11 protein-coding genes are annotated in these 12,501 nt (G+C 66.0%); 1 reads left to right on the forward strand and 10 read right to left on the reverse strand.

The window, feature by feature from the left end; genetic code table 11:
- Positions 1-62: 62 nt before the first annotated feature.
- Entirely contained in the window at positions 63-425 is a 363-nt protein-coding gene (locus ToN1_RS09845) for a hypothetical protein (protein ID WP_169207416.1), read from the reverse strand.
- 180 nt (positions 426-605) lie between these two features.
- On the opposite strand from ToN1_RS09845, the gene ToN1_RS09850 reads away from it, so the two are divergent.
- The gene (locus ToN1_RS09850; protein ID WP_169207417.1) at positions 606-1,082 is read left to right on the forward strand and encodes a VOC family protein; all 477 of its coding nucleotides are present in this window, start codon (positions 606-608) and stop codon (positions 1,080-1,082) included.
- Between the two features lie 37 nt (positions 1,083-1,119).
- Here ToN1_RS09850 and ypfJ read toward each other — a convergent pair whose 3' ends face one another.
- From ypfJ to scpA, 9 genes are all read right to left on the reverse strand, one after another.
- On the reverse strand, positions 1,120-1,986 hold the full coding sequence (gene ypfJ / locus ToN1_RS09855) for a KPN_02809 family neutral zinc metallopeptidase (protein ID WP_169207418.1): 867 nt from the start codon (positions 1,984-1,986) through the stop codon (positions 1,120-1,122).
- Between the two features lie 108 nt (positions 1,987-2,094).
- On the reverse strand, positions 2,095-3,255 hold the full coding sequence (locus ToN1_RS09860; RefSeq protein WP_169207419.1) for a S1C family serine protease: 1,161 nt from the start codon (positions 3,253-3,255) through the stop codon (positions 2,095-2,097).
- A gap of 58 nt (positions 3,256-3,313) precedes the next feature.
- Positions 3,314-3,721 (reverse strand): group II truncated hemoglobin, encoded by a 408-nt coding sequence (locus tag ToN1_RS09865; protein ID WP_169207420.1) that lies wholly within the window; start codon positions 3,719-3,721, stop codon positions 3,314-3,316.
- Positions 3,722-3,886: 165 nt separating this feature from the next.
- The gene (locus tag ToN1_RS09870) at positions 3,887-4,042 is read right to left on the reverse strand and encodes a hypothetical protein (protein ID WP_169207421.1); all 156 of its coding nucleotides are present in this window, start codon (positions 4,040-4,042) and stop codon (positions 3,887-3,889) included.
- Positions 4,043-4,124: 82 nt separating this feature from the next.
- Positions 4,125-4,931: a M48 family metalloprotease gene (locus ToN1_RS09875; RefSeq protein WP_169207422.1), complete on the reverse strand. Its 807-nt coding sequence runs from the start codon at positions 4,929-4,931 to the stop codon at positions 4,125-4,127.
- Between the two features lie 220 nt (positions 4,932-5,151).
- The gene (accC, locus tag ToN1_RS09880; protein WP_169207423.1) at positions 5,152-7,143 is read right to left on the reverse strand and encodes an acetyl-CoA carboxylase biotin carboxylase subunit; all 1,992 of its coding nucleotides are present in this window, start codon (positions 7,141-7,143) and stop codon (positions 5,152-5,154) included.
- A gap of 142 nt (positions 7,144-7,285) precedes the next feature.
- Positions 7,286-8,818: an acyl-CoA carboxylase subunit beta gene (locus tag ToN1_RS09885; protein ID WP_169207424.1), complete on the reverse strand. Its 1,533-nt coding sequence runs from the start codon at positions 8,816-8,818 to the stop codon at positions 7,286-7,288.
- 97 nt (positions 8,819-8,915) lie between these two features.
- Entirely contained in the window at positions 8,916-9,932 is a 1,017-nt protein-coding gene (meaB, locus tag ToN1_RS09890) for a methylmalonyl Co-A mutase-associated GTPase MeaB (RefSeq protein WP_169207435.1), read from the reverse strand.
- 126 nt (positions 9,933-10,058) lie between these two features.
- The gene (scpA, locus tag ToN1_RS09895) at positions 10,059-12,218 is read right to left on the reverse strand and encodes a methylmalonyl-CoA mutase (protein ID WP_169207425.1); all 2,160 of its coding nucleotides are present in this window, start codon (positions 12,216-12,218) and stop codon (positions 10,059-10,061) included.
- Between the last annotated feature and the right edge of the window lie 283 nt (positions 12,219-12,501).

Here is a 12,501-nt window from a genome sequence, read left to right on the forward strand (position 1 = left end):
CGGCAAGGACGTCGAGACGCACCCGCCCGCAATCGACGGCGGGCAGGCGCAAGAGGCAACAATCAGTGCGGAACGAGGAAGGGAGGCGCGCGGCTGAGGTAGGCCCGCGCGTACAACGGCAGCCATGTGCCGTCGAGCGCGGCCTGCGGCACTTCGTGGCGCGCCGTCAGGTCCGGCGGAGGCGGAGGCGCTCCACGCAGGCCGCCCCCGCCGAGGGCGGCCGCAATCAGGCACAGATCGCAGGCCTTGTCGGGCAGGCCCTTCTCGCGCCCGGCCTGACGACTCGTTTCCTCCGACACATGCGTTACCGCATGGCACATCGCTGCCAGCTGCCCGACGGGCAGCAGCAGCGCGAGCCAAAGCAGCCACGCCAGATGGCGCGGCGCGGCGGTTCGGGAACGAGGGGTGTGTTCGGTGGAGAACACCGATCTATCTCAGCCTGATCGTGTTGCCAGAGACGTGCAAGGGAATGGACGCGGGTGCGTCGCCGGCCCGATTGTACCGGCCATTCGCATCGCCGGGGACACCACAACCCTCTCGACGCTCAGGCGTGAAATAGCCATAATTATGAATTCTTAATCCAAACGCCCCACGGAGATACTTCCATGACGCAGCGCCCGTTCAAGATCCTCGGTATCCAGCAGATCGCCATCGGCGGCCCGAGCAAGGACAAGCTCAAGACCCTGTGGGTCGACATGCTCGGACTGGAAGTGACCGGCAACTTCGTGAGCGAGCGCGAGAACGTCGACGAGGACATCTGCGCGATGGGCAATGGCCCGTTCAAGGTCGAAGTGGACCTGATGCAACCGCTGGACCCGGAAAAGAAGCCGGCCGTGCATGCGACGCCGCTCAACCACGTCGGCCTGTGGGTGGACGATCTGCCGACGGCGGTGGAATGGCTCTCCGCGAACGGCGTGCGCTTCGCCCCGGGCGGCATCCGCCGAGGCGCCGCGGGCTACGACATCACTTTCCTGCACCCGAAGGGCAACGACGAGTTCCCGATCGGCGGCGAAGGCGTGCTGGTCGAACTGGTCCAGGCCCCGGCTGAAGTCGTCGAGGCCTTTGCGAAGCTCGCGGGCTGAAGCCGCTCCCACATGGCATGCCCCGGCGAAATCCTGACTAAAGCTTCGCAGTATTGAAGGTATCGCAGGACTTCAGCGAGCCCCTCTCCAGCCCGATGCGGAACCAGCGCACGCGCTGTGCGGAACTGCCGTGCGTGAAGCTGTCGGGCATCACGCGCCCCTGCGACTGCTGCAGGCGGTCGTCGCCGATCGCGGTCGCGGCGCCGAGCGCCTCCTCGACGTCGCCGGCTTCCAGCACCTGACGGCTGCGGTCGGCGTGGTGGGCCCACACGCCCGCCAGGCAGTCGGCCTGCAGTTCCAGGCGCACCGACAACTGGTTGCCCTGGCGCTCCGACACACGCTGGCGTGCCTGTTGCACCTTGTCCGAGATCCCGAGCAGGTTCTGCACATGGTGGCCGATCTCATGCGCGATCACATAGGCCTGGGCAAAGTCGCCGGGCGCGCGGAAACGGTTCTTCAGCTCGTTGAAAAAGGACAGATCGCGATAGACCTTCTGGTCCGCGGGACAGTAGAAGGGGCCCATCGCCGCCTGCCCGACGCCGCAGGCGCTGCGCGTCGCGCCGGTGTAGAGCACCATGCGCGGCTCGTTATAGCGCCCGCCGGCCGCCTTGAAGATCGTCCCCCAGGTGTCCTCGGTATCCGCCAGCACCATCGATGCGAAGCGCGCCAGCTCGTCCTCCGCCGGCGAGCGCGGCGCCGAACGGCGCACTGCCTCGGCCGGCCGCGGCTGCGTGACACTTGCGGTGTCCAGCACCACACGCGGGTCGATGCCGAAGTACATCGCCACCAGCGCGATCACGATCGTGCCGACGCCGATGCTGCGGCCACCGCCGAAGCCCCCGCCGCCCCCATCGTCGCGTCGATCCTCGATGTTGTCGCTCTCGCGGCCGTTGCGAAACAGCATGCGCCTTCCCCGTCCTTCAATGACCCGTAAAAATCATATTATGGACCAGCGTGCCCCGCCCTCCGCTTGCGGCGCGTAACGAGGGGTGAGCGGCCGGGCGCCCGCGCCTCAGTTGCCCGGCTGCAGCGTCACCGACAGGTTCAGCTCCTTGCCCTCGCGCAACACGCCGAGCTTAACGGTGTCGCCCACGCGGTGGTCGTCGAGGCGGGCCGTGAGCTTCGCGACCGAGTCGACCTCCTGCCCGTCCAGCGACACGATGATGTCGCCCGGATAGAAACGGCCGTCGCGCTCCTGCCGGATCCCTCGCAGGCCGGCCTTGTCCGCAGCCGAGCCGGGCATCACACGCAGCACCACGATGCCCTCGACCTCGAGTTCTTCCAGCAGGCGCGCGTTCACGTCCTCGTCGATCTGAATGCCCAGCACCGGGCGGACATACAGGCCGTGCTTGATGAGTTGCGGCACGACGCGCATCACGGTATCGACCGGAACCGCGAAGCCGATCCCGGCCGAGGCGCCCGAGGGGCTGTAGATCGCCGTGTTGATGCCGATCAGCCGCCCGTTGGAGTCGAGCAAGGGGCCGCCCGAATTGCCGGGATTGATTGCCGCGTCGGTCTGGATCAGGTGCTCGATCGTCGTCTCGCCGTCCTCGCCGGGCAGGGAGCGATCGAGCGCCGAGACGATGCCGGTGGTGAGCGTCCAGTCCAGCCCGAAGGGATTGCCGATCGCGAACACCTTCTGCCCCACCTTGAGGTCGCCGCTCGTGCCGATCGGCACCGGCGGCGGGCGCTTGAAACCCACCCCGATCCGCAGCACCGCGATGTCGTGCGCGGGACTCGCCCCGATCAGTGCGGCCTGGTAATCGCGCCCGTCGGCGAGCTTCACGGTCGCCTGCGAGGCGCCCCGGATCACGTGGAAATTCGTCACGACGTGACCGGCGTCATCCCAGATGAAGCCCGAGCCGGTGCCACGCGGCACCTGCATGACATTGCGCGTCCACGCATCGCGCACCAGTTGGGCCGTGCTGATGAAGACCACCGAATCGCGCGCATGCTCGAACAATTCGATGGTGGACTTCTCGTCTGCGGCCAGGTCGCCACGCGGCGTCACCGTGCGCTCGGCCGCCTGCTTGGGGCTGAACCAGTCCTCGATGACCGGCTGCAGCCACCAAAACACCATCAGCGCCGCCGCAGCGAGGGTCACCAGGAGCAGGCGCCGCAGGAAGCGGTCGCGCACGGGCGCGGAGTCGGGAAATCGGGAATCGGGTCTCATGATCACGTCGAAATTGGAAAACAGCGGAAACGGGCCAGGGCGCCGCTGTCCGTGCCCTTCAGTGGCGGACGATCGACTCGGCCACCTTTGCGAACGCTGCGACGAGTTGAGCACGCAGTTCCACGTCGGCGACCTGCTCCTCCAGCGCTCGCGTCATGCAGAGCATCCACGCGTCGCGCGCGGCGCTATCAACGCCGAAGCGGGCATGGGCGCGGCCCAGTCGCGGCGGGCCGTGGCGTTCTGCATACAGGGGAGGGCCGCCCAGCCAGCCCGACAGGAACATGAAGAGCTTTTCCTTCGAATGGCCGAGATCCTGAGGGTGCATCGCCCGAATCGCCACCGCCTCCGGTAGTTCGTCCATGAGTTCGTAGAAGCGCTCAACCAGCCGGCGTACGGCGGGCTCGCCGCCGAGCTTCTCGTAATGCGGATTTGCGTTAGCAGCGACTTTCGGTGATTGCGGGTGCATCAAGAAATCCTCAAGGGGCGACCGGCGATTGCCGGACGGAGTGCGCTGCCCGCGCATGTCCTTTACGGTACGAGCGGCGATGGCAAGGCGCCGTGTGTAAACGAGCAGGTCGGAGGACGCCGGATCAGAGCCGGAATCCTCCGCTTGAAGGGTGTCCGACCAGGATCAGCAGTTCCCCTTCTTCGCCTGTCCCGGCGGACAGAAACCGCCGCCCGAGCCGCCGGGGCCGCCCGGGTCGACCACAACCGAACCGGCCGGCGTGTAGACGGCACACGCGCCGAGGAGCGACGCCAGCGCAATCAGGGCAAGAAACCGCTTCATGCAACCTCCGCAGTTCAAGGAATAAGGCGCAATCATAGCGCGCCAGCGGGCATGCCCCGGGGCTGCAGGCGTGCGGATGATTTCAATCGGGCTCGCGCTCCGCAAGGGCGCGTGCCGCCGAGATGCGTTCGGCGCTGTCCGGATGAGTAGCGAGGAAGGCGAATCGCTCCGGCTGTCCGCTGATGGAGAGCTTCTCGAAGAAGCGCACCGCCCCCGCGGGGTCGTAGCCCGCGCGCAGCATGTAGGCGATGCCCGCCTCGTCCGCGGCGCGCTCATCGTCGCGGCTGTAACCGTTCTCGGCCAAGCTGGTGGCGAGTTCCGCGAAGATCGGCGTCAGAGGGAAGGCCACCACCGTGAGGAGCACGCTCGCGATCGCCACCAGGCCGCCGGTTTCGTTGCGGCGCGACAGGCGTTGCTCGGAATGGCGCAGGTTCAGGTGCGCCAACTCGTGTCCGATCAGCGCCGCCCATGCGGCCTCGTCCGCGCCGAGCAGCTCGACCATGCCGGAGTGGATACCGATCACGCCGTCCTTGCCCGAGCGCATTGCGAAGGCGTTGGCGCTGGGGTCGTCGACCAGCAGGAACTGCGGACGTGCACCCGGCGTGGTCGCCCCCATGCGTCGCGCCGCCGTCCAGGCTGCGCGCAGGGCCTCCCCGTCGAACCAGCGCACGGCGCCCTGCACCTGCACGCCGACCCGCCGCCCCTCGGCGGCGCCGAGCTCCGCCAGCGGCCACGCCGCCGCGTGGCCGTTGTGTCGCGGCCCCTTGCTCCGCGGGTGCGGGTTCTCTGCGGACGGATGGCCCGCCGGCGGCTGCATCGCACATCCGCCTGCCAGTACCAGCATCAGCGCGAGCGCACACCTCCGGCCGTGGGCTCCGAGCTTCATCATCCGGACGGGCAATCCATGCGCCAATTCATTCCGAAAGCATACACAAGGAATGCCGGCAGGGGCTATCGCCGCGATCGCGGGCTCGTCCCGGCATTCCCGCAGCCCGACCGCCTTCGGTCGATCGCGCACCGACGCCCGCATAAAAGGGAAAGGCCTGCTCGCGCAGGCCCTTCCGGTATTGCGACAGGCGCCGCCGCAGATGCGGCGGCGGCCGTCCCGATCACTCGAACTCGATGATGACTTCGTCGACGGACAGGCTCGCACCCGGCTTCGCGACGAGCTTCTTCACCTTGCCGTCCTGCTCGGCCTTGAGCACGTTCTCCATCTTCATCGCCTCGATGATCGCGAGCTTCTCGCCCGCCTTCACTTCCTGGCCTTCGGCGACGCAGATGTCGCGCAGCAGGCCCGGCATCGGCGACAGCAGGAACTTCGACATGTCCGGCGGCAGCTTCTCCGGCATCATCGCCAGCAGCTCGGCAGCGCGTTCCGTCATCACGATCGGCTCGACCTGCAGGCCGAAGTGCGAGATGCGGTAGCGCAGGCCGCGACGCTCGATCTGCAGGCAGATCGGGGAACCGTTCACCGTGCCCTGGAACAGCAGATCACCGAAAGTCCAGTCCGACGCGATGCGATAGGTCTTGTCGGCATGCGTGATGTCGAAGCCTTCGGCGGACGCCTCGACCGCCATGTGGTACTGCTTGCCGCCCATCACGACGACCCAGTCCTGGCCCACCTTGCGACCGTGACCGGCGAGCTGGCCATCGATCTGCACGGCACGACCGATGTAGCGCAAGCGGGCAAAAGTCGCGACCGCCGCGAGCAGCGCGGGATCGTCGTGCGGCACCATCGACGCGTCGAAGCCCTGCGGGTACTCCTCGGCGATGAAGCCGGTGTTGAAGTTGCCCGAGCAGAAGCGCGGATGCTGCAGGAGCGCCGCCTGGAACGGGATGTTCGAGCTGATGCCGCGGATCACGAAGGCGTTGAGCGCGTCGCGCATGCGCTCGATCGCCTGCTCGCGGTTCGCGCCATGGACGATCAGCTTCGCGATCATCGAGTCGTAGAACATCGAGATCTCGCCGCCTTCATACACGCCGGTGTCGACGCGCACCTGGCCCTCGACCTCCTTCGGCGCCTGGAACTTCACGAGGCGGCCGGTGGAAGGCAGGAAGCCGCGGAACGGGTCTTCCGCGTTGATGCGGCATTCCATCGACCAGCCGTTGATCTTCACGTCGGCCTGCGTGATCGGCAGCTTCTCGCCGTTGGCGACGCGGATCATCTGCTCGACCAAATCGAGGCCGGTGATCAGTTCGGTGACCGGGTGCTCGACCTGCAGGCGGGTGTTCATCTCCAGGAAGTAGAACTCCTTGGTCGCACCGCTGACGACGAACTCGACCGTGCCGGCCGATTCGTAATTCACCGCGCGCGCCAGCGCCACGGCCTGCTCGCCCATCGCCTTGCGCATGTCGGCGTCGACGAAGGGGCTCGGCGCCTCCTCGATGACCTTCTGGTGACGGCGCTGGATCGAGCAGTCGCGCTCGTTCAGATACACGTAGTTGCCGTGCGAGTCGCCCAGCACCTGGATCTCGATGTGGCGCGGCTCGAGCACGTACTTCTCGATGAACACGCGGTCGTCGCCGAACGAGGCCTTGGCTTCATTCACGCAGGACGAGAAGCCTTCGAAGGCTTCCTGGTCGTTGAACGCAACGCGCAGGCCCTTGCCGCCGCCACCGGCGGAGGCCTTGATCATCACCGGGTAACCGATCTTCTTGGCGATCTCGACCGCCTCGGCCGGGCCGGCGATCGCGTCGTTGTAGCCGGGGATGGTATTCACACCGGCTTCGATCGCGAGCTTCTTCGACTCGATCTTGTCGCCCATCTTCGCGACCGAGTAGTGCTTCGGCCCGATGAACTTGATGCCTTCCTCTTCCAGGCGGCGCGAGAACTCGGCGTTCTCCGACAGGAAGCCGTAGCCCGGATGGACCGCCTCGGCGCCGGTCTGCTTGCAGGCGGCGATGATCTTGTCCATGACCAGGTAGGACTCTTTCGACGGCGCCGGCCCAATGCACACGGCCTCGTCGGCGAGCTCGACGAAGAGCGCGTCCTTGTCGGCTTCCGAATGCACGGCAACGGTGGCGATGCCCATCTTGCGGGCGGTCTTGATCACGCGGCAGGCGATTTCACCGCGGTTTGCGATCAGTATTTTTTTAAACATTCATGGTCTCCGCGGTGAAACCGCCTGCGCACGCTTCGCGTGCAAGGCAATGTGACTTCGTCGCTGCGCCGCTTCGCGGCTGGTCACCGCGGTTTGCAATCAGGATCTTCTTGAACATGTCTTTATGAACCTCTCGCGGCGATTACAGAGGGATGTTGCCGTGCTTGCGCCACGGATTCTCGAGTTCCTTGTTCTTCAGCATCGACAGCGAGCGGCACACGCGCTTGCGCGTCTCGTGCGGCATGATCACGTCGTCGATGAAGCCGCGCGCGCCGGCCACGAACGGGTTGGCGAAGCGGGCCTTGTACTCGGCTTCGCGCTGGGCGAGCTTCGCCGGGTCGTCCTTCTCGCTGCGGAAGATGATCTCCACCGCGCCCTTCGGGCCCATCACCGCGATCTCGGCCGACGGCCACGCGAAGTTCACGTCGCCGCGCAGGTGCTTCGAGCTCATGACGTCATACGCACCGCCGTAGGCCTTGCGCGTAATGATCGTGACCTTCGGCACCGTGCATTCGGCGTAGGCGTAGAGCAGCTTGGCGCCGTGCTTGATGATGCCGCCGTATTCCTGCGTGGTGCCCGGCATGAAGCCCGGCACGTCGACCAGGGTCACGACCGGGATGTTGAACGCGTCGCAGAAGCGCACGAAGCGCGCCGCCTTGATCGAGCTCTTGATATCCAGGCAGCCGGCGAGCACCAGCGGCTGGTTGGCGACAATGCCGACCGGGGCGCCTTCCATGCGCGCGAAGCCAATGATGATGTTCTTGGCGTAGTCCGGCTGCAGCTCGAAGAAGTCGCCGTCATCGACCATCTTGATGATGACTTCCTTCATGTCGTACGGCTGGTTCGGGTTCGTCGGCACCAGCGTGTCGAGCGAGTAGTCGAGACGCTCGGCCGCGTCGACCGCAGGCACGGTCGGAGCCTTCTCGCGGTTGCTCGACGGGATGAAGCCGATCAGGCGGCGCGTCATCATCAGCGCCTCGACGTCGTTCTCGAACGCGAGGTCGGCAACACCCGACTTGGTGTTGTGGGTCACCGCGCCGCCCAACTCCTCGGCCGTCACTTCCTCGTGCGTCACGGTCTTCACGACTTCCGGACCGGTCACGAACATGTAGGACGAGTCCTTCACCATGAAGATGAAGTCGGTCATCGCCGGGCTATACACCGCGCCGCCGGCGCAGGGGCCCATGATCAGCGAGATCTGCGGCACGACGCCCGAGGCGAGCACGTTGCGCTGGAACACGTCGGCGTAACCGCCGAGCGAATCCACGCCTTCCTGGATACGCGCACCGCCCGAGTCGTTGAGGCCGATCACCGGCGCGCCGACCTTCATCGCGTGGTCCATGACCTTGCAGATCTTCTCGGCGTGGGTCTCCGACAGCGAGCCGCCGAACACCGTGAAGTCCTGCGAGAACACGAACACGAGGCGGCCGTTGACCGTGCCATAGCCGATCACGACGCCGTCGCCCGGAGTGTGGTCCGCTTCCATGCCGAACTCGGTGCAGCGGTGCTCCTTGAACATGTCCCATTCTTCGAAGCTGCCTTCGTCGAGCAGCAGCTCGATGCGCTCGCGCGCCGTCAGCTTGCCCTTGGAATGCTGCGCGTCGATGCGCTTCTGCCCGCCGCCGAGGCGCGCCTTCGCGCGCTTTTCGTCGAGCTGACGAATGATCTCTTGCATTGATGACCTCCTTGACTTGTTCTGCTGTCCCCGACCTTGTGCCGGCCGGGCGTTCAACTTCAATTCTGTTCGGAAGGATGCGCCCCTGCCCTGGGTTCTAGCCCGCATCCTTCTCGACGTAGCGGAGCAATCGCATCGCGGCAGCCGAAGGCGTCGTCGTGCCCTCCTCCACCGCACGCGCCAGTCCCGGCAATTCGTGCTTCACCTGCGCGTGGCTGCGGAAATGGCTGCGCAGCCCGGCATCGATCAGATCCCACATCCACGCCAGCGCCTGATGGCGTCGCTTGGCCTCGAACTCGCCGGAGGCCTGCATCGCCTTGCGGTAGTCCGTCACCGCCGTCCAGAAATCGGCGATGCCCTGCTTCTGCAAGGCCGAGAGCGTCAGCACCGGCACCGTCCAGTTCAGGCTCGCCGGCCGCAGCATGTGCAGCGCCGTCTTCATCTGCGACTTCGCACGCATCGCCGCACCGGCGTCGATGTCGGCCTTGTTGATGACGATCAGGTCGGCGATCTCCATGATGCCTTTCTTGATCGCCTGCAGATCGTCACCCGCGTTGGGCAGCTGCAGCAGGCAGAAGATGTCGCTCATGCCGGCGACCGCGGTCTCGGACTGGCCGACGCCGACCGTTTCGATGATGATCACGTCGAAGCCCGCCGCCTCGCACACCAGCATCGTCTCGCGCGTCTTCTCGGCGACGCCGCCCAGGCTGCCCGCCGACGGGCTGGGGCGGATGAAGGCGGCGGGGTTCTGCGACAGCAGCTCCATGCGCGTCTTGTCGCCGAGGATGGAGCCGCCGGTGAGCGACGAGGACGGATCCACCGCCAGCACCGCAACGCGCAGCCCCAGCTCGATCAGGTACAGACCCAGCGCCTCGATGAAGGTGGACTTACCGACCCCCGGCACGCCGGAAATGCCCACGCGCATCGCGCCGCCGGTATGCGGCAGCAGCGCTTCGAGCACGTGGCGCGCGCGTGCCTTGTGGTCCTCGCGCTGCGACTCGATCAGCGTGATCGTCTTCGCGAGCGGGCGCAGCTGGCGCGCGAGCACGCCGTCGACCAGCGCCTGGTCGGCGGCGTCGAGCACGGGCAGATGTTCGGGCTTGTTCATCGGCATCGAGGCGTCAACGAGGCGGTTCACGTAGGGCGGGAGGAAAGAAGCGTATCCCGCCATTCCAACGATGAAAACGGGTTCGCGCGGGAGGTGGCGGGATGCGTTGCACCCCGCCACCCGACCTGAAGATCAGGCCTTCGCCGCGCGGATCTGCTTCAGCACTTCGCGCGCGGCCGCCGGAATCGGCGTGCCCGGCCCGAAGATGCCTTTTGCCCCGGCAGCATACAGCGCATCGTAGTCCTGCGCGGGGATCACGCCGCCGACGAAGACGACGATGTCGTCCGCGCCGAGGCGCTTGAGCTCATTGACGATCTGCGGCACGAGCGTCTTGTGGCCCGCAGCGAGGCTCGAGCAGCCGACCGCATGCACGTCGTTCTCGACGGCGTGGCGTGCGGCTTCTTCCGGCGTCTGGAAGAGCGGGCCGATGTCGATGTCGAAGCCGAGGTCGGCGAAGGCCGACGCGACGACCTTCGCGCCGCGGTCGTGGCCGTCCTGGCCGAGCTTGGCGATCATGATGCGCGGGCGGCGGCCCTCTTCAGCGACGAAGGCTTCGATGTCGGCCTTCAGTTCCTTCCAGTCGGCATCGTTTTCCACGACGGCTCCATACACGCCGGACACGGCCTGCGGGTTGGCACGATAGCGGCCGAAGACCTTCTCCAGCGCGTCCGAGATCTCGCCGACGGTCGCACGCAGGCGCACGGCCTTCACCGACAGGTCGAGCAGGTTGCCCTCATTGGTCTCGGCGCACTTGGTCAGCGCGTCCAGCGCGGCCTGCACGGCGGCGTTGTCGCGCGTCGCGCGGATCTTCGTCAGGCGGGCAACCTGCGCCTCGCGCACCGCGTGGTTGTCGATGTCGAGGATTTCGATCGGATCTTCCTTCGCCAGCTTGTACTTGTTCACGCCGACGATGACATCCTTGCCCGAGTCGATGCGCGCCTGCTTGTCCGCCGCGCATTCCTCGACCTTCATCTTGGCCCAGCCGGACTCGACCGCCTTGGTCATGCCGCCCATCGCCTCGATTTCCTCGATCAGGCTCCAGGCCTTGTCGGCCATGTCCTGCGTGAGCTTCTCCATCATGTAGGAGCCGGCCCACGGATCGACGACGTTACAGATGTGCGTCTCTTCCTGGATGATGATCTGCGTGTTGCGCGCGATACGGGCCGAGAACTCGGTCGGCAGCGCGATCGCCTCGTCGAGCGCGTTGGTGTGCAGCGACTGCGTGCCGCCGAACACCGCGGCCATCGCCTCGATCGTCGTGCGCACGACGTTGTTGTACGGGTCCTGCTCGGTGAGCGACCAGCCGGAAGTCTGCGAGTGCGTGCGCAGCATCATCGACTTCGCGCTCTTCGGGTTGAACTGCTTCATGATCCGCCACCACAGCAGACGCGCCGCGCGCATCTTGGCGATCTCGAGGTAGAAGTTCATGCCGACTGCCCAGAAGAAGGACAGGCGGCCGGCGAAGGTGTCGACGTCCATGCCGCTGTTGATGCCGGTGCGCACGTACTCCATGCCGTCGGCGAGCGTGAATGCGAGCTCGATCGCCTGGTTCGCGCCCGCTTCCTGGATGTGATAGCCGGAGATCGAGATCGAGTTGAACTTCGGCATGTGCTGCGCCGTGTACCCGAAGATGTCGGCGATGATCTTCATCGACGGCGTCGGCGGGTAGATATAGGTGTTGCGGACCATGAACTCCTTGAGGATGTCGTTCTGGATGGTCCCGGACAGCTTGTCCTGGCTCACGCCCTGCTCTTCGGCGGCGACGATGTAGCCGGCGAGGATGGGCAGCACGGCGCCGTTCATCGTCATCGACACCGACACCTTATCGAGCGGAATCTCGTTGAAGAGGATCTTCATGTCCTCGACCGAGTCGATCGCCACGCCGGCCTTGCCGACGTCACCGACCACGCGGGGATTGTCGGAGTCGTAGCCGCGGTGCGTCGCGAGGTCGAACGCCACCGACACGCCCTGTCCGCCGGCGGCGAGCGCCTTGCGGTAGAAGGCGTTGGAAGCCTCGGCGGTCGAAAAGCCCGCGTACTGGCGGATCGTCCACGGCTTGACCGCATACATCGTCGGCTGCGGACCGCGCAGGAAGGGCTCGAAGCCGGGCAGCGTGTCGGCGTGCTGCAGGTCGGCGGTGTCGGCCTTCGTATACAGCGGCTTCACCGCGATGCCTTCGGGCGTCACCCAGTTGAGCTTCTCCACGTCGCCACCCGGCGCATGTTTCGCGGCAGCCTTGTTCCAGGCTTCCAGGTCCGACTGGGGATAAGCCGGCATCTTGTCGTTCGGCATGACAAACCCTCTCCGATTCCAATGGCCGCGGCTAGCGGCGTTGCGATTTTGTGTGCTGCAGGTCAGACGGTTTCCTGGCGACGACGAGACCGCCCGCAGTCCGAAGACTGCAGGCGGTCGCCGGCGCTCCCATGCATTCGGCGTAGCTCCCTCTCCCTCTCGTTGCGCAGCAGACCAAGGGTCCGCCAACGCAAGCTCCCAATCCTACGCCGCACATGGGAAGTTGACTTGTACCGTCGCACAAATAATACTTTATCCATAATTATGAATGCAACTGTCCGTG

Origin of the sequence: Aromatoleum petrolei (assembly GCF_017894385.1) — a bacterium.
Lineage (GTDB): Bacteria > Pseudomonadota > Gammaproteobacteria > Burkholderiales > Rhodocyclaceae > Aromatoleum > Aromatoleum petrolei.